Annotated in this window: 13 protein-coding genes; 9 read left to right on the plus strand and 4 right to left on the minus strand. The window is 71.3% G+C overall.

The window, feature by feature from the left end:
- The first annotated feature begins 82 nt into the window (after nucleotides 1-82).
- From pdxS to AC060K_RS00345, 3 genes are all read left to right on the plus strand, one after another.
- Nucleotides 83-1,006 carry a pyridoxal 5'-phosphate synthase lyase subunit PdxS gene (gene pdxS / locus AC060K_RS00335; protein WP_483763447.1) on the plus strand — a complete coding sequence of 308 codons (924 nt, stop codon included), beginning with the start codon at nucleotides 83-85 and terminating at the stop codon, nucleotides 1,004-1,006.
- Between the two features lie 263 nt (nucleotides 1,007-1,269).
- Nucleotides 1,270-1,518, plus strand: a complete 249-nt coding sequence (locus tag AC060K_RS00340) for a ribbon-helix-helix protein, CopG family (RefSeq protein WP_483763448.1) — start codon at nucleotides 1,270-1,272, stop codon at nucleotides 1,516-1,518.
- Complete coding sequence (locus AC060K_RS00345; protein ID WP_483763449.1) at nucleotides 1,512-1,856, plus strand: type II toxin-antitoxin system PemK/MazF family toxin; 345 nt, start codon at nucleotides 1,512-1,514, stop codon at nucleotides 1,854-1,856. The genes AC060K_RS00340 and AC060K_RS00345 overlap by 7 nt, the downstream gene beginning before the upstream one ends.
- Before the next feature lie 171 nt (nucleotides 1,857-2,027).
- On the opposite strand, the gene AC060K_RS00350 is transcribed toward AC060K_RS00345, so the two are convergent.
- Nucleotides 2,028-2,447: a hypothetical protein gene (locus tag AC060K_RS00350; RefSeq protein WP_483763450.1), complete on the minus strand. Its 420-nt coding sequence runs from the start codon at nucleotides 2,445-2,447 to the stop codon at nucleotides 2,028-2,030.
- Between the two features lie 120 nt (nucleotides 2,448-2,567).
- Here AC060K_RS00350 and AC060K_RS00355 point away from each other — a divergent pair, with 120 nt between their 5' ends.
- From AC060K_RS00355 to AC060K_RS00370, 4 genes are all read left to right on the plus strand, one after another.
- Nucleotides 2,568-5,255, plus strand: coding sequence for an ATP-binding protein (locus AC060K_RS00355; RefSeq protein ID WP_483763451.1), 2,688 nt, complete (start codon nucleotides 2,568-2,570; stop codon nucleotides 5,253-5,255).
- Nucleotides 5,256-5,423: 168 nt separating this feature from the next.
- Nucleotides 5,424-7,496, plus strand: a complete 2,073-nt coding sequence (locus AC060K_RS00360) for a family 43 glycosylhydrolase (protein WP_483763452.1) — start codon at nucleotides 5,424-5,426, stop codon at nucleotides 7,494-7,496.
- 22 nt (nucleotides 7,497-7,518) lie between these two features.
- Entirely contained in the window at nucleotides 7,519-8,997 is a 1,479-nt protein-coding gene (locus AC060K_RS00365; RefSeq protein ID WP_483763453.1) for a non-reducing end alpha-L-arabinofuranosidase family hydrolase, read from the plus strand.
- A 141-nt stretch (nucleotides 8,998-9,138) separates the two neighbouring features.
- Nucleotides 9,139-10,833 (plus strand): glycoside hydrolase family 27 protein, encoded by a 1,695-nt coding sequence (locus tag AC060K_RS00370; protein ID WP_483763454.1) that lies wholly within the window; start codon nucleotides 9,139-9,141, stop codon nucleotides 10,831-10,833.
- Nucleotides 10,834-10,933: 100 nt separating this feature from the next.
- Here the strand turns inward: AC060K_RS00370 and recQ are convergent, their stop codons facing one another.
- From recQ to AC060K_RS00385, 3 genes are all read right to left on the minus strand, one after another.
- On the minus strand, nucleotides 10,934-12,793 hold the full coding sequence (gene recQ, locus AC060K_RS00375) for a DNA helicase RecQ (protein ID WP_483763455.1): 1,860 nt from the start codon (nucleotides 12,791-12,793) through the stop codon (nucleotides 10,934-10,936).
- A 26-nt stretch (nucleotides 12,794-12,819) separates the two neighbouring features.
- Entirely contained in the window at nucleotides 12,820-14,319 is a 1,500-nt protein-coding gene (locus tag AC060K_RS00380) for an SDR family NAD(P)-dependent oxidoreductase (RefSeq protein ID WP_483763456.1), read from the minus strand.
- A gap of 61 nt (nucleotides 14,320-14,380) precedes the next feature.
- The gene (locus tag AC060K_RS00385) at nucleotides 14,381-14,944 is read right to left on the minus strand and encodes a dihydrofolate reductase family protein (protein WP_483763457.1); all 564 of its coding nucleotides are present in this window, start codon (nucleotides 14,942-14,944) and stop codon (nucleotides 14,381-14,383) included.
- A gap of 102 nt (nucleotides 14,945-15,046) precedes the next feature.
- Here AC060K_RS00385 and hrpB point away from each other — a divergent pair, with 102 nt between their 5' ends.
- Nucleotides 15,047-17,590 (plus strand): ATP-dependent helicase HrpB, encoded by a 2,544-nt coding sequence (hrpB, locus tag AC060K_RS00390; RefSeq protein ID WP_483763458.1) that lies wholly within the window; start codon nucleotides 15,047-15,049, stop codon nucleotides 17,588-17,590.
- A gap of 34 nt (nucleotides 17,591-17,624) precedes the next feature.
- Nucleotides 17,625-18,263 (plus strand): HAD family hydrolase, encoded by a 639-nt coding sequence (locus AC060K_RS00395; RefSeq protein WP_483763459.1) that lies wholly within the window; start codon nucleotides 17,625-17,627, stop codon nucleotides 18,261-18,263.
- Nucleotides 18,264-18,281: the final 18 nt, after the last annotated feature.

The raw sequence follows: 18,281 nt of genomic DNA on the forward strand, positions 1-18,281 counted from the left end.
CGCGTAGGATCGTGGGCAGGGGCGCACGATCCTGTGGCTGTGCCCCGGCAATCCCTGTGGCGCGAAATGATGTGAGGTAACGGTGGCTGAGGCTCCTGAGAACAACACCGCCGGCGGATCCGCCGGCACGGTCGGTACCGCGCGCGTGAAGCGCGGCATGGCCGAGATGCTCAAGGGCGGCGTCATCATGGACGTCGTCACGCCGGACCAGGCGAAGATCGCGGAGGACGCGGGCGCGGTGGCCGTCATGGCCCTCGAGCGCGTCCCGGCCGACATCCGCGCCCAGGGTGGCGTCTCGCGGATGAGCGACCCCGACATGATCGACGGGATCATCGAGGCGGTGTCGATCCCGGTCATGGCGAAGGCGCGCATCGGCCACTTCGTCGAGGCTCAGGTGCTGCAGTCCCTCGGCGTCGACTACGTGGACGAGTCCGAGGTGCTGACGCCTGCGGACTACGCCAACCACATCGACAAGTGGGCCTTCACGGTGCCGTTCGTCTGCGGTGCCACCAACCTCGGCGAGGCCCTGCGCCGCATCACCGAGGGCGCGGCGATGATCCGCTCCAAGGGCGAGGCCGGCACGGGCGACGTCTCGAACGCGACCACGCACATGCGCCAGATCCGCCAGCAGATCCGCCGCCTGACCTCCCTGCCCGAGGACGAGCTCTTCGTGGCTGCCAAGGAGCTGCAGGCGCCGTTCGAGCTCGTCAAGGAGATCGCGACCACCGGCAAGCTGCCCGTCGTGCTGTTCACCGCGGGCGGCATCGCCACGCCGGCGGACGCCGCGATGATGATGCAGCTCGGTGCCGAGGGCGTGTTCGTGGGCTCGGGCATCTTCAAGTCGGGCGACCCGGTCGCCCGCGCCAAGGCGATCGTCCAGGCCACCACGTTCTTCGACGACCCCGACGTGATCGCCAAGGTGTCGCGCGGCCTGGGCGAGGCCATGGTGGGCATCAATGTCGAGGAGGAGCCGGCGCCGGTTCGGCTGGCTGAGCGGGGTTGGTGACGACGGCACGTCGGCCCGGAGGCTGAGCGTGAGGCCCCGCGGACTTCGTGTCCGCGGGGCCTCGCCGTCTGCGGCGCCTCCCGCATTGCGGAGCGTGTTTCGTGGAGCCTGTCGTGGGCTGTTGCGGTAAGGGCGTGTTCCGGGCTGGGGTGCTGGCCGATCTGGCGCCGAGTTCCAGAACGAGCTGGGCCTGACGGAGTGACCCGCGCTGGAGCGCCCTCTGCGGCCTGGTGGCATGGTAGAAAAAGTTATACCGTTGGGTGATGAAGACAGCGATCAGCCTTCCGGACCACGCGGCGGAGCGCTTCGACCACATCGCGCAGAAGCACGGGATGACCCGGTCGGAGTTTTACCGCCGCGCCGCTGAGCACTACGCGGACGAGCTGAGCGGTGCGGATCTGACCGCGCAGCTCGACGAGGCGATCGACGCGCTCGGTCAGCCGGGCGACGAGACGGCGGACCTGCGCCGAGCCGCGAACTCCCGGCTCGTCGAGGCGTCGGACGAGTGGTGATCCAGCGGGCGGAGATCTGCTGGATTGACTTCGGGGAGCCCGCGGGGAGCGTGCCTGCCAAGCGGCGCCCGGCCGTCGTCGTGCAGTCCGACCAGTACAACAAGTCACGGATCTCGACGATCGTCGTCCTGCCGATCACGTCGAACACGTCTCTCGCACGGCACCCCGGGAACGTGTTTCTCCCGGCTCTCGCCTCCGGGCTGCCGAAGGACTCGGTCGTGAACGTATCGCAGCCGATGACGGTGGACCGGGCGGACATCGAGCCCACCGGGTTCACGCTGCCCGGCAACCTGATGGATGCGGTCGACGCCGGCCTCCGGCGTGTGGTCGATCTGTGATCCCTCAGGGCGACGACTACGGGACGGGGACGGTGCTGGTGCGCCCGGTGACGACGGCCTGACCGGCTGGACACCCCCCATTCCGCTGTGGGTACGCAGATGGTCGCCTCTCGAGTTCGAGAGGCGACCATCTGCGTACCCACACCAGTGGGCAGGGGGTCGGCGGCGTGCTCAGGCCCTGCGGAGCCCCGCGAGCTGGAGGCCGGCGAAAGCGGCCACCACCACTGCCTGGACGATCACGAAGGCGGTGCCCAGGCCGGTCAGCGGGAACCACCCGGCGATGACGACCTCCGCGCTGGCCACCACCCACGCCACGTTGATCGCCACCACGACGATCACCGCCGTCCGGTTCACCACCGGACGGCCGGCGAGGTACAGGAGACTCGCGGCCCAGACGACGAGGAAAGCGCCCACCGGTACGAGGAAGGCGGCGGGAAGGCCGAACATCGAGCCGAAGATCGCTGCGGCGGCCAGGAGGACGACGCCGATGGCGCCCGACCCGATGGCGTCCTGCTTCAGCGCGAACCGCAGCAGCGTGGCGTCCGTGCCGGAGCCGGCGGTGGTGGTGGGCGTCGTAGCGTTGGCGGCCATGTCAGATCCTCTCCTCGGTGCGGGACGCGGTCGTCCCTGCTGACACCGAGGATCACGCAGGCAGGTACGGTGCCGAATCTGTCATCGTGACGGTACTGCCGGCTCCGTTAGGCTGCGGCCATGTTGCATGGACGCGCTGCGGAGCAGGCGCGGCTGGACCGGCTGCTGGGGGAGGCGCTGTCCGGGCGCAGCGGGGTGCTGGTCGTGCGTGGGCAGCCGGGCATCGGGAAGACCGCCCTGCTCCGGTACGTGACCGAGCGCGCTGCCGGAGCGCGGGTGCTCCGCTGCGTCGGCAACGAGTCCGAGGCCGAGCTGCCGTACGCGGCCCTGCACCTGCTGTTGCGGTCCGAGGCCGACCGGCTCGACCGGCTGCCCGATCCTCAGGCGGCGGCGCTGCGGGCCGCGCTGGGGCTGGCGACTGCAGCTCCGGCGAACCGGTTCCTCATCGGCCTGGCTGTGCTCAGTCTGCTGGCCGAGATCGCCGCCGACGGACCGCTGCTCTGCCTGGTCGACGACGCGCAGTGGGTCGATCAGGCGTCCATCGACGCCCTGCAGTTCGTGGCGCGGCGGCTGGACGCGGAGGGCATCGCGCTCGTGTTCGCGGGGCGAGAGGAGTTCCACCCACGAGGGCTGCCCGAGCTGTGGCTGGACGGCGTGGACGGCGACGCCGCCGTCGCGCTGCTGGCCGACTCGGCCAAGGACCTGTCGCCGAGGGCGCGTGACCGCGTCCTGGCCGAGGCGGGCGGAAATCCCCTCGCGCTCCTCGAGCTGCCGTCCCTGTTCACCGCCGAGCAGCGGGCCGGGCTGCTGAACCCCTTCACCACGATGCCGGTCGTCGCCCGCGTGCAGGAGGCCTTCCACCAGCAGATCAGCGCGCTGCCCGGCACGGCCCAGACCTTGCTCGCCGTGCTCGCCGCCGACGACACGGGCGATCTGGGCATCGTGCTGCGCGCCGCGGAGTCGTTCTCCGCCGGCCCGGCGGACCTGGAAGCAGCCGAGCAGGCCAGGCTGGTCACGGTGAACGGTGCCGTCGTGACCTTCAGGCACCCGCTCATCAGGGCCGCCGCCTATCAGGGCGTGCCGTTGACGTCGCGGCTGGCCGTCAGGCAGGCGCTCGCCGACGTGCTCGACGGCGACGAGCATGCCGACCGCCGGGCATGGCACCTGGCCGCAGCGACGACCACGCCTGACGAGGAGGTGGCCCGCGAGCTGGAGCGGGCTGCGGAGCGGGCGCGCACCCGTTCCGGCTACGCCGCGATGGCCGCGGCGTACGAGCGGGCGGCCGAGCTGACCCCTGACCCCGCCAGGCGGTCGGTACGGCTGGCCGCGGCAGCCGTCGCGGCCAGCGACGCAGGCCAGCCGACGCGTGCGGGCGCGCTGGCCGACCGGGCCAGCGCGCAGCTCCAGGATCCGTCGGCCCTCGCCCACCTGATCCAGGTGCGCGCTCACCGGGAGTTCGAGGAAGGCAGCCAGGCGGCGGCCGGCAGGCTCATCATCGCCGGCGCGGAGCGGGTCGCCCCGGCGGACGCCGAGCAGGCCGCCTACCTGCTCGTGGAGGCGGTGCACTGCGGGTGGTACGCAAGTGACGTCGGCCTGACCGACCAGGCGGCGAGGCTGCTCAGGGGTCTGCCCGAGGTCGGCTCGCCACTGGTCGGTGGTGCGCTCGGTCTGGCCGCACTGATGAACGGTGAGCTGCGGGACGCGGTCGCGCTCATGCGAGGGCTGGTGCTCGCCCCGGAACCGCCCGACCTTGGGACACCGGGCCGGCTCTTCCTCGCGCAGCTGTGCGCGCCGATCGGCCGCTACGGTCACGGCGAGGCTGTCGCGACGCGCGTCGAGGCCGACTGCAGGGACCATGACATGGGCGGCTGGCTGACTCTCGCGGTAGGAACCCTGGCGGAGACGCAGCTGCTGCTCGGCGGATTCCGCGAAGCAGCGGCCCGGCTGGAGGAGACCATCGCCATGCTCGGCGACCTGGGCCGACGGAGCGGAGCGGTCATGCTCACCGCCTTGCTCGCCTCGGCCCGCGGCGCTCTGGGTGACGAGCCGGGCTGCCGGGCAGCGGCAGCGGAGGCCACGGAGCAGGCGCGAGCACGCGGGCTCCGCATGGCCGAGGCGATCGCAGTGGCCGGGCTGGGCCGGCTGGAGCTTGCGCTGGGCCGCCCGGAAGTGGCGCTCGGGATGCTGGAGAGGATATCGCCCTCCATGGCACCAGCCTCCGTCTTCTCGGCCCCCGACCGGATCGAGGCCGCGGTCCGGGCCGGGGAACCCGAGCGGGCACGCGACCCCCTGGCCTCCTACCTGGGCTGGGCGGCGGCCGTCGACGTGCCGTCCGCCGACGCGGTCGCGCTACGCTGCCGCGCGCTCGTCGAGGACGACGAGGGCCTGTACGACGACGCCGTGCGCGTGCACCAGCTGGGCGAGCAGCCGCACGAGGAGGCCCGCACGCGGTTGCTCTACGGCGAGTGGCTGCGCCGGGCCCGCAAGCGCGCCGCCGCTCGCGCCCAGCTGCGCGCCGCTCTGGAGACGTTCGACCGGCTCGGCATGGCGCTGTGGGCGGAACGAACCCGCGCGGAGCTGCGCGCCACCGGCGACGTCCCGGCGGCCCCACGCCGGGCGGACGACCCGCTCAGCGTGCTCACTGCGCAGGAGAAGCGGGTGGTGCGGCTGGCCGCCACGGGCGCGTCCAACCGCCACATCGCGGCGCAGCTCTACCTCAGCCCGCGCACCGTCGGCTACCACCTCTACAAGGCGTTCCCGAAGCTGGGGATCTCGTCACGGGCGGAGCTGGCCGCGCTCGCTACCTGATCGTGGACTTCGGGTCCGCGGGCTTCGTCGTCCCGCGACTCGCCGTCGACTCGCCGAGCAGGTGCGTTCTAAGCGTTTCAATCGTTGTCGAACCTGTTGTGGGCTCGGAAGTCGGCTGGCAACCTAGCGGACGATGTTAGCGCTCACATGACAGGGGAGAAGCCGATGATGTCTTCCGAGACTGGCGCCCGGTTCGGCCGTCGCATGACCGCGCTCGTCGCCGCTGCCGCCGCCACGGTCGTCGGCGCCACCTTGGCGATAGGTCCGGTCGCCCCTGCGGCAGCCGCGACCATCGACACGAGCGCGTACTACGTGCTGGTCAACCGCAACAGCGGTAAGGCCTTGGACGTGTACAACCTCGCGACTACGGACGGTGCGCGGATCGCCCAGTGGTCGCGGAACGACGGGAACCAGCAGCAGTGGCAGTTCGTGGACTCGGGTGGTGGTTACTACCGGCTCAAGTCGCGCCTGTCCGGCAAGGTGCTGGACGTCTCGAACAGGTCCACGGCCGACGGGGCCGGGATCATCCAGTGGACTGACGCGAACTCGACGAACCAGCAGTTCAGCGTCCAGGACGTGGACGGCTACATCCAGCTCATCGCCCGCCACAGCGGCAAGGCCGTCGAGGTCCAGGGCGGGTCGACCGCGGATGGCGCCAACGTCGTCCAGTACTCCGACTGGAACGGCTCGAACCAGCAGTGGCAGCTCATCAAGGTCGGCGGCGGGACGACGCCCCCGCCCGGCGGCAGCTACACCAACCCCGTCGTCTGGCAGGACTTCGCCGACGGCGACATCATCCGGGTCGGCGATGCGTACTACTACTCCGCCTCCACGATGCACTACTCCCCGGGCGCGCCGATCCTGCGCTCGTACGACCTCGTGAACTGGGAGTACGCCGGCCACTCCGTGCTTTCCCTCGACTTCGGGTCGAGCAGGTACGACCTCACCGGCGGCCGCGCCTACGTCAAGGGGATCTGGGCGTCCGCGTTCAACTACCGGCCCAGCAACAGGACCTTCTACTGGATCGGCTGCGTCGAGTTCAACCGCACCTACGTCTACACGGCGACCGCGGTGGACGGCACCTGGACCAAGCGCGCCCAGCTCAACGGGTGCTACTACGATGCCGGCCTGCTGGTCGACGACGACGACACCATGTACGTCGCGTACGGCAACGGCACGATCAGCGTTGCCCAGCTGTCGGCCGACGGGCTCAGCCAGGTGCGCAGCCAGCAGGTGTTCAGCACACCGTCGAGCGTCGGCACCCTCGAGGGCGCCCGGTTCTACAAGCGGAACGGCTACTACTACATCTGGCTGACGCGCCCGGCCAACGGGCAGTACGTGCTGCGCTCCACGTCCCCGTTCGGTCCCTACGAGATGCGCCAGGTGCTGCTCGACATGCCCGGCCCGATCCCGGGCGGCGGCGTGCCGCACCAGGGCGGGCTCGTGCAGACCCAGAACGGCGACTGGTACTACATGTCGTTCGTCGACGCGTACCCGGGCGGCAGGGTGCCGGCCCTCGCGCCGATCAGCTGGAGCGCCGACGGATGGCCCACCGTGCAGACCGTCAACGGTGCCTGGGGCACCACCTACCCCAAGCCGAACATCACGACGTCGCGCACCGTCGCGTCCATGATCGGTCCCGACACGTTCGCGGGGCCGTCACTCGGCCCCCGCTGGGAGTGGAACCACAACCCGGACGCGAGCAGGTTCACCGTGAGCAACGGGCTGCGGCTGCAGACCGCCACCGTCACGAACGACCTCTACAACGCCCGGAACACGCTCACCCACCGCATCCAGGGGCCGTCGTCCACCGCCACGATCGAGCTCGACTACAGCGCCATGCGCGACGGCGACCGGGCCGGGCTGGCGATGCTCCGGGACTCCTCGGCCTGGATCGGCGTCCGGCGCGACAACGGCGTCACCCGGGTCTCGATGACCAACGGCCTGACGATGGACGGCAGCTGGAACACGACCGGCACCGGCACCGAGGTGGCGAGCGCCCCTGTCAGCGGTGGCCGGATCTGGCTGCGGGCCACCGCCGACATCCGGCCGGGCTCGGGCCGGCAGGCCACGTTCTCGTACAGCACCGACGGGGTGACGTTCACCCGGCTCGGGCCCGGCTTCACGCTCGGCAACGCCTGGCAGTTCTTCATGGGCTACCGCTTCGGGATCTTCAACTACGCCACCGGCTCGCTCGGTGGCGCGGTCACCGTGCGGCGCTTCGACCTGACCACCCCGTAGAACCCAACCCGAGAGGAACGACATGAGAACGAGACCCGCCAGCCGACGTCGGCTGGGACTGGTGGCCACGCTGCTGACCGGACTGGTCGCCACCCTGGGCGTCGTGGCGACGGCGCCCGCTGCCTCGGCCGCGACGATCGACCCGACCGCGTACTACGTGCTGGTCAATCGCAACAGCGGTAAGGCCTTGGACGTGTACAACCTGGCGACCACTGATGGTGCGCGGATCGCGCAGTGGTCGCGGAACGACGGGAACCAGCAGCAGTGGCAGTTCGTGGACTCGGGTGGTGGTTACTACCGGCTCAAGTCGCGTCTGTCGGGCAAGGTGCTGGACGTCTCGAACCGGTCCACGGCCGACGGTGCCGGGATCATCCAGTGGACTGACGCGAACTCGACGAACCAGCAGTTCAGCGTCCAGGACGTGGATGGTTACATCCAGCTCATCGCCCGCCACAGCGGCAAGGCGGTCGAGGTCCAGGGTGGGTCGACCGCGGATGGCGCCAACGTCGTCCAGTACTCCGACTGGAACGGCTCGAACCAGCAGTGGCAGCTCGTCAAGGTCGGCGGCGGGACGACGCCCCCGCCCGGCGGGACGTGTGATCTGCCGTCGTCGTACCGGTGGTCGTCGACGGGCGTGCTGGCCCAGCCGCGGTCGGGCTGGGCGTCGTTGAAGGACTTCACGACGGCGCCGTACAACGGCAAGCACCTCGTCTACGCCACGACCCATGACTTCGGCACGTCGTGGGGCTCGATGAACTTCGGGCTGGTGAACAACTTCTCCGAGCTGGGCTCGGCCTCGCAGAACGCGATGTCCTCGGCCACCGTGGCGCCGTCGCTGTTCTACTTCGCGCCGAAGAACATCTGGGTCCTGACCTACCAGTGGGGCGCGGCCGCGTTCATGTACCGCACCTCCACCGACCCGACGAACCCGAACGGCTGGTCCGCCGCGAGCCCCCTGTTCACGGGCAGCATCTCCGGCTCCAGCACCGGGCCGATCGACCAGACGGTCATCGGTGACGGGACGAACATGTACCTGTTCTTCGCCGGGGACAACGGCAAGATCTACCGGACCAGCATGCCGATCGGGAACTTCCCCGGAAACTTCGGCTCCTCGTACACCACGATCATGAGCGACACCACGAACAACCTGTTCGAGGCGCCGCAGGTCTACAAGCTCCAGGGCCTGAACAAGTACCTCATGATCGTCGAGGCCATCGGCGCCAACGGCCGGTACTTCCGGTCGTTCACCGCCACCAGCCTGTCCGGCACCTGGACCCCCCAGGCCGCGACCGAGGCCAACCCCTTCGCGGGCAAGGCCAACAGCGGCGCGACCTGGACCAACGACATCAGCCACGGCGAGCTCATCCGCACCAGCGCCGACCAGACCATGACCGTCGACGCCTGCAACCTCCAGCTCCTCTACCAGGGCCGCTCACCCAGCTCCGGCGGCGACTACGGCCTCCTGCCCTACCGCCCCGGCCTGCTCACGCTGCAACGCTGACCCACAGCGGGCCGCGGGGGGGGGGGGGGGGCCCCCGCCCCCCCCCCCCCCGGCGGCCCCCTCGCACAGTCGGTCACGCCGTCCGGACGGCGACCTGGCCGGTCACCACCGCCCACCTCACCGCTGCACGAAGGAGTGCTCGTGAAAGACCTGTCTCGTCGCCGCCTGCTCTCGGTGCTCGCCGCGACCGCGCTGACCGCCTCCCTGATCGCCGTCGGGCCATCCGCCGGCGCAACCGACACGGCCGCCGCCGGCACGCTCGGCCCAGCCGCGGCCGCAGCTGCGGACCCCACCGTCCAGGAGCCGGCGCCCTTGCCGCCCCTGGGCTGGAACAGCTGGAACACCTTCTACTGCAACATCAACGAGCAGATGGTCCGCGAGACCGCTGACGCGATGGTGAGCTCGGGCATGGCCGCCGCCGGGTACCGGTACGTCGTGGTCGACGACTGCTGGATGCAGGACACCCGCGACGCCAGCGGCAACCTGCGAGCCCGGACGGACCGGTTCCCCTCTGGGATGAAGGCCCTGGGCGACTACATCCACAGCAAGGGCCTGCTGTTCGGTATCTACCACGCTCCGCGGGAGAAGACCTGCAACCAGTACTTCGCGAACCTGCCGGGCACATCGTCGTACGGGTACGAGACCAGGGACGCGAACCTGTTCGCGTCGTGGGGCGTCGACTACGTCAAGCACGACTGGTGCGACCCGCGCGGCACGGCGGCCGAGCAGGCGGCGGTCTTCAAGAGGTTCGGCGACGCGCTCAAGGCCACCGGCCGCCCGATCGTCTACTCGATCAACCCGAACAGCGCCCACTGGAACTCTGCTCCGACGTACTCCGGCTGGGGTGCCTTCGCGGACATGTGGCGCACCTCGGAGGACCTCGACGACGCCTGGTCGACGGGATGCTCGCCGTCGGCGGACTGCTTCGTCGGCATCACGGAGGCCCTCGACATCATCGAGCCGATGCGCGAGTGGACCAAGCCGGGTCAGTACAACGACCCCGACATGCTCATGGTGGGTGTGCGGAACTCGCTGACCCCCACGGAGAACCGTGCGCACCAGAGCATGTGGGCCATGCTCAGCGCACCGCTCATCGCGGGCAACGACCTCCGCACCATGAGCGCGGACGTTCGTGCGGTCCTCACCAACCGCGACGTCCTCGCGATCGACCAGGACCCGCTCGTGCGGCAGGCGGACCGGGTGCGGGACGACGGCGATGCCGAGGTCTGGGCCAAGCCGCTCGCCGACGGTTCCGTGGCGGTCGCGCTGCTCAACCGCGGTTCGGGCACCCGGCAGATCTCGACCACGCTCAGCCAGGTCGGGCTCGGCTCCGGCACGCACGGGTACCGCGAGCTGTGGACCGGCGCCACCGGTTCGACCACCGGCCAGCTCACCGCGCAGGTCGCCCAGCACGGTGTCGCCCTGTTCCGGGTCACGCCCGGCGGCGCGCCGCAGCCGACCGGTAGCGCCCTCGTCGGCTCGTCGTCGGGCAGATGCCTCGACGTGCCCAACAGCGCCACGGCGAACGGCACGGGCCTCGTGATCTGGGACTGCCACTCCGCGCCGAACCAGACGTGGACCCCGACGGACGGCACGCTGCGATCGCTGGGCAAGTGCCTCGACGCACCCCTCGACGCCACCGCGGGGACGCGTGTCCAGCTCTGGGACTGCAACGGCGGCACCAACCAGCAGTGGACGTTCCAGGCCGACGGCACGATTCGGGGCGTGCGGTCCGGGCTGTGCCTGGACGTCGACCGGAACCTGACGGCCAACAACACCGCAGTGCTGCTCTGGACGTGCACCGGCGCGGCGAACCAGGTGTGGGCGCGGCGGTAGCCGCGCCTCGAGGCTGAGCGGGAGGCCTCGCGGACTTCGTGTCCGCGGGGCCTGTAGCCCGTCGCACATGGTCCTGCTGCGGCCGCGCTCGCGACGATGCTTAGTCAGCCTGGCTGCTCCGGCCGTGGAGAGCGCTCAGGATCCCGTCGCCGTAGCGGTCCAGCTTTGCCTGCCCGACGCCGCTGATCCCGCTCAGGGCGTCCAGGTCTGCCGGCCGCTGAGTGGCCACCGCGCGCAACGTGGCGTCGTGGAACACGACGTAGGCGGGCACGCCCTGCTCCTTGGCGGCCGACGCACGCCAGGCGCGGAGCCGCTCGAAGACCTCCTGGTCGGCGTCCGAGAGCTGGGCGGCCTCGGGTTGTGCGCCGCCGGAGCGTGCGGGCTTGCGTGTGCTGCCCGCGGATCGTGGGTCGCGCCGGAGCCGCACCTCGCGACGCCGGCCCAGCACCTCCCCGCTGGTGCCCGTGAGCAGCAGGGTGCCGTGGTTCGAGTCCACCTCCAGCAGTCCCAGGGCCAGGAGCTGGCGCGCCACGGACCGCCACTCGTCGTCGGACAGGTCCTCACCCACGCCGAACACCGTGAGGCTGTCATGCCCCCACTGGGTGATCTTGGGCGTGGACTTTCCGCGCAGGATGTCGACCACGTGCCCGACGCCGAAGCGCTGGTTGCGCTCGCGGTCCAACCGGAACACCGCGGAGAGGAGCTTCTGGGCGGCGACGGTGCCGTCCCAGGTCTCGGGCGGGTTCTGGCAGGTGTCGCAGGCACCGCAGCTACCCGGATGGTCCTGGTCGAAGTAGCGCAAGAGCTGGGCACGGCGGCACTCGACGGTCTCGCACAGCGCCAGCATCGCGTCGAGGCGCGCCGAGAGCCTGCGGCGGTGCGCGAGGTCGCCGTCGGACTCGGCGATCATCTTGCGCTGCTGGACCACGTCGGCCAGCCCGTAGGCGAGCCACGCCGTGGCGGGCAGGCCGTCCCGGCCCGCGCGGCCCGTCTCCTGGTAGTAGCCCTCGACCGACTTGGGCAGGTCGAGGTGGGCGACGAACCGGACGTCAGGCTTGTCGATGCCCATGCCGAACGCGATGGTCGCCACCATGATCACGCCGTCCTCGCGCAGGAAGGTCGACTGGTTGGCGGCGCGCACCTCGGCGGGGAGGCCCGCGTGGTACGGCAGGGCGCGGATGCCCTGGTCGGTCAGCTGCTGGGCGGTCCGCTCCACCGACGCGCGGGAGAGGCAGTAGACGATCCCGGCGTCACCCGGGTGCTCTGTGCGCAGCAGGTCGAGCAGCTGTTTGCCGGGGTTGTCCTTGGGGACGACCCGGTAGGTGATGTTGGGCCGGTCGAAGCTGGCGACGAAGTGCCGGGCGTCGGTGAGCCTGAGGCGGGTGGCGATCTCCTCGCGCGTGTGCTGAGTGGCGGTGGCGGTCAGCGCGATGCGGGGGACGCCGGGCCAGCGTTCGGCCAGCTCGCTCAGCCGCAGGTAGTCGGGCCGGAAGTCGTGGCCCCACTGCGACACGCAGTGCGCCTCGTCGATGGCGAACAGGGCGATGGTGCCCTCGTCGAGAAGCCGGGCGGTGGACTCGACGCCGAGCCGCTCCGGGGCGAGGTACAGCAGGTCGAGCTCACCGGAGCGGTAGGCACGCTCCACCGCGCGGCGCTGGTCCGGGTCCTGCGTGGAGTTGAGGAAACCGGCCCGGACACCGAGCGCCTCCAGGGCGTCCACCTGGTCCTGCATCAGGGCGATCAGCGGCGAGATCACCACGCCGGTGCCGCGGCGGACGAGCGCGGGGATCTGGTAGCACAGCGACTTGCCGCCGCCGGTCGGCATCAGCACGAGGGCGTCGCCGCCGCCGGCTACCGTCTCGATGATCTCCTGCTGGTCGCCGCGGAAGGCGTCATAGCCGAAGACGTCACGCAGCACCTCGAGTGCCGGCGCTACCGGGGCGACGTCCGGGAGGGTCATGGCCGCCAGTGTGCCATTCTCCCGCTCTACCAGGGCGACGGCTCGTAGTCCTTGAGGAAGCAGCCGTACAGGTCGGTCCCGGACTCGCCCTGGACGATCGGGTCGTAGACGCGGGCGGCGCCGTCGACCAGGTCGAGGGGCGCGTGCCAGCCCTCGGCGGCGATCCGCAGCTTCTCCTGGTGGGGGCGCTCGTCCGTGATCCACCCGGTGTCCACCGCGGTCATCAGGATCCGGTCCGTCTCGAACATCTCCGACGCGGAGGTCCGCGTCAGCATGTTGAGGGCGGCCTTGGCCATGTTCGTGTGCGGGTGCCCGGCGCCCTTGTACCGGCGGGAGAACTGCCCCTCCATCGCCGAGACGTTGACGACGTACCCGCGTCGCGCCTGGGACGTCGCCGCCCGCATCGCGGGCCGCAGCCGGGAGATGAGCAGGAACGGCGCGATCGCGTTGCAGAGCTGCACCTCCAGAAGCTCCAGCGGGTCGACCTCGTCCACGACCTGGGTCCACGAGTTGGTGGTCTGCAGGTCGGGGAGCAGCCCCCCGGCGTCGACGGCGGTGCCGGCCAGGTGGGCGTCGAGGGAGGCCGAGCCCGCCCGGAGAGCCAGCGCCGTCAGGGACGCCGCGGTGTGCATCGCGACGGCGTCGTCCTGCGACTGCCCCTCGCGGTGGGCGACCGACAGCGCGGTCAGCGCCCCCGCGATCGCCGCGGGGTGCGCCTCGGAGACGTGGTCGAACGTGACCATCTCCGGCGCCTGGAGCCCGAACGGGAGCGGGGCGACCGGGGTCGACTCGCCCGCGACGAGCTGCGAGTAGGCCCCCGGGGACCGGCGCACCGTCTGGCAGGCGTTGTTGACCAGGATGTCGAGCGGGCCCGCCGCGGCGACGTCGTCGGCCAGGGCGATCACCTGGGTGGGGTCGCGCAGGTCGATGCCGACGATCTTGAGCCGGTGCAGCCAGTCTGCGGCGTCGGGCATCGCGGAGAAGCGGCGTACCGCGTCCTTCGGGAACCGCGTGGTGATGGTGAGGTGGGCGCCGTCGCGCAGCAGGCGCAGCGCGATGTACATGCCGATCTTGGCCCGGCCCCCGGTGAGCAGGGCGCGGCGGCCCGTCAGGTCCGTGCGCTGGTCGCGACGCACGTGGCTCTTCGCGGCGCAGTCCGGGCAGAGCCAGTGGTAGAACGAGTCGACCAGCGTGTAGTCCGTCTTGCAGATGTAGCAGCCACGGGCGGTGAGCAGCTCGCCGGCGAACGCCCCCGGTGTGGTGGAGACCAGCGGGATGCCGGCGGTCTCGTCGTCGATCCGTGCCGCAGAGCCGGTCGCCGTCTGCTCGATGATGCTCCGGTCGTGCGCCTGGCGCTCCTCGCGGATGGCTGCCTTGCGGGACTTCTTGAGCAGCTTCCACATGTAGCCGGTCGCGCGCTTGACCGTCTGGACGTCGGGATGGTTGGGGTCGAGGTCTTGGAGCCGGCCCAGTACCCGGAGGGTGGTGGCAAGCTCGTCCGGGTCGATCCCCGCGTTCGATGGCACTGCCGTAGGGTATCCCGCCGCCTGGGCCGGGAACCGGGTCGCACCCTCGGGCCGGCCAAACTCACACCTGCGCGGGCCGGTACCTCAGAGCGACCGCCCCCGACCGGAACTCGTGGCGGTCCACGAGCTCGAGCTGGATGCGCTCACGCAGACCGGCGAGCAGCGTCGGCCCGTGCCCGGCAAGGACCGGCTGCACGACGAACTCGTACTCGTCGATCAGCCCCAGGTCTGCCAGGGCCAGGGGGAGGGTCACGCCTCCGGTCGCGAGGCCCTCACCCGGCTCCTCTTTGAGCCGCTGGACCGCCTGTCCCAGGTCGCCGTGCACCAGCTCGGCGTTCCAGTCGACCTCGGTCAGCGTGCTCGACACGACGTACTTCTTTGCCCGGTCGATGGCCTCGGCGAACGGGACATCCCACGCATCCATCCAGTCGGGCCAGGTGCCCGTGGCCGGCCGCCGCCAGGCCGACTCCATCATCTCGTAGGTCACCCGGCCGTACAGGAGGGCGTCGGCCTGCTCGATCCGGTCGGTCCAGTAGCGCATCGACTCCTCGTCCGGTGGGAGGCCGGCCTCGTGATGACAGCAGCCGTCGAGCGTGACGTTGATCGAGTAGCGAAGTGGTCTCATCTCGTGCTCTCCCTCGATGCGCGCAGCGCGTTTCCACCGGACGGTACATAGACCACTGTCGACGCCGTTTCTCATCGCCGCCACGCCCGTTAAGGTCACGAGGTGACTCGGACCCCGGTGAGCGTGCTGCTGCCCGAACCCTCGATGCCGGGGGCGGACCTGCCCGTCCGGGCCGTCCTGCCTGCCACGGTCGACGCTGTCCGGTCGCGCGGTACCGCGGTGCTGGTCGCGCCGCCCGGATCGGGAAAGACCTCCCTGCTGCCGCTCGCGCTGGCCGACGCGCTCGAGGGCACGATCATCGTCGCCGAGCCGCGACGGATGGCGACCCGTGCGGCCGCGGCCCGGCTCGCGATGCTGGTCGGTGAACCGCTGGGGGAGCGGATCGGCTACGCGATGCGGGGTGAGCGCCGCGGGGGCAAAGGGCTCCGCGTCGAGGTGGTGACGACGGGGCTCCTCGTCAGGCGCCTGCAGCAGGATCCCGAGCTGCCGGGGGTCGCTGGGATCGTGATCGACGAGTGCCACGAGCGCCATCTTGACGCCGACCTGCTGCTCGCGCTCTGCGTCGACGTCCGGGCGAACCTCCGGGAGGACCTGGCGGTCGTCGCGACCTCGGCCACGGCGGACACGGTCCGGCTGAGCCGCGCTCTGGGTGCGGACGTCCCCGCGCCGGTGATCACCGCGTCCGCCGCGCAGTTCGACGTGGCGGTGGAGTGGGCCCCGCCACCGGTCCCCGCGCCGCTGCTTCCCGGTGGGCGCGTCGACCGGCGGCTGCTGGACCACGTCGCGGCCGTCGTCCGGCGTGCTCTGGCCGAGAACGACGGCGACCTCCTCGTGTTCGTCCCGGGGGAGGGAGAGATCCACGGTGTTGCTCGCCGGCTGGCCGGTGAGAACGTCGTGCCCTTGTTCGGCCGCCAGTCGAGGGCAGAGCAGGACCGCGCACTGGCCCCGGCCGCGACCCGTCGGATCGTGGTCACGACGTCGGTCGCGGAGAGCTCGCTGACTGTGCCCGGGGTCAGGGTCGTGGTCGACTCGGGCCTCGCCCGGGAGCCCCGGACGGACCAGTCCCGTGGCCTCGGTGCACTGGTCACCTGCCGGGTCTCGAGGTCGTCGGCGGACCAGCGGGCGGGTCGGGCAGGGCGGGAGGCGCCCGGCCGGGTCTACCGGTGCTGGTCGGCCACCGATCACGCCCGGCTCGACGATCATGCGGCGCCGGAGATCGCGATCGCGGACCTGGCGGCCTTCGCCCTCGACCTCGCGGCCTGGGGCGCGCCGGGGGGAGAGGGCCTCACCTGGCTCGACGCGCCGCCGTCGGCGGCGATGACCGCGGCCACCGAGCTCTTGCGCCGCGTCGGCGCCGTCGACGTCGCCGGGCGGATCACGGAGCGTGGCCGGCAGATGGCGGCGATCGGGGTGCATCCTCGCCTGGCCCGGGCGCTCCTGGACGGGACGCCGCGGGTCGGCGCCGACCGGGCGCGCGAGGTGGTCGCGATGCTCTCGGACGACTCCGGGCGCGACCTCGGCGACGACCTGCCGGCGCGCTGGCGGGCCCTGCGCCGTGGCGACGACCGCGGAGCCACGGCCCGCTGGCGAGAAGAGACAGAGCGCCTCGGCCGAGGCACGACGACGCGCGACGCCCCGAGCGGGGCTTCTGGTCGGGCAACGCGGGTCCCGGACGATCTCGCGGCCGGGATCGTCGCGGGGCTGGCGTATCCGGACCGGATCGCGCGCGCCCGGGGGACCGGCTCGGCGACGTACCAGATGTCCGGCGGCACGGGTGCTGCGCTGGACCCGCAGTCGCCGTTGCGGAACACGGCCTGGCTGGCTGTCGCGGTCGCCGACCGGGCACCCGGTCGCGCCGACGCCAGGATCCGTTCCGCCGCGCCGATCGACGAGCAGACTGCGCGAGACATCGCGGGCGACCTCGTCACCACCACCGACCAGGTCCGCTGGGACGACGGCCGGGTTGTGACGCGGCGGGTCGAGGCGCTCGGCGCGATCGTGCTCAAGGAGTTCCCGCTGGCGAAGCCCGACCCGCTGCTCGTCCAGGCGGCCGTCCGCGACGGGATCCGGCGTGACGGTCTGTCGGCGCTGCGCTGGCCGGAGGCCGCCCTCGCCCTGCGGGAACGGCTCGCGTTCTGCCACGCCCACCTCGGCGACCCGTGGCCTGCGGTCGACGACGACGCCCTGCTGGCCGGTCTCGACGAATGGCTGGGGACAGAGCTCGCCTCGGTGCGCGGCTCGGGCGACCTCGCCCGCATCGACGTGGCCTCGGCGCTCCGGCGACTGCTTCCCTGGCCTGCGGCGGCCCGGTTGGGTGAGCTGGCGCCGGAGCGGCTCACGGTCCCGTCGGGCTCCGCGGTCCGGCTCGCCTACGACGGCGCCGAGCCGCCGGTCCTCGCGGTGAAGCTGCAGGAGGTGTTCGGCTGGACCACCACCCCCGCGGTCGCGGACGGTCGGGTCCGCGTCGTCCTGCACCTGTTGTCGCCCGCCCAGCGCCCGGTCGCGATCACGAGCGATCTCGCCTCCTTCTGGAGGCAGGGCTATCCGCAGGTCCGTGCCGACCTGCGAGCCCGCTACCCTCGCCACCCGTGGCCGGAGGACCCGCTCACGGCCGTCCCGACCGGAAAGGTGAAGCCCCGCCAGTGAAGGATCGTCACCGTCCCGGGCTCGTACGGCCCGCATGAAGAACTACATCCTCTTCGACCACGATGGCGTCCTCGTGGACACCGAGCACTGGTACTACAAGGCCGGCGAACGAGCCCTGGCGGACGTGGGCCTGACCCTGGACCGGGAGCAGTACCTCCGTGACATGAATCAGAGCGGGGGCACGTGGGTCCAGGCCAGGGAAGCAGGGGTGGACGAGCAGACCATCGCCCGGGCGCGCACGGCTCGTGATGCCTACTACAAGGAGTACCTGAGGACGGAGCGCATCGAGATCGACGGCGTCGTCGAGGCGCTCGCGGAACTGTCGCGGCACGCGCGCCTGGCGATCGTGACGACGGCCAAGCGCGCGGACTTCGACCTGATCCATGAGCGGCGGCAGATCACGCAGTTCATGGACTTCGTCCTCGTCCGCGAGGACTACCGGCTCGCGAAGCCGCACCCGGAGCCGTACCTGACCGGGCTGGATCGGTTCGGCGCCACCAAGGAAGAGACGCTGGTGGTCGAGGACTCCGCCAGGGGACTGAGGTCGGCGGTGGCGGCCGGCATCGAGTGCGCCGTGGTCCACAACGAGTTCACGGCGTCGTCCGACTTTGTGGGGGCCGCCTATCGCATCGGAGCCCTGGCCGAGCTGCGGGAGATCGTCCTGCCCCTCTGACCTGCGCTCCGATAGGGT

Source organism: Antribacter sp. NEAU-D49 (assembly GCF_057158775.1).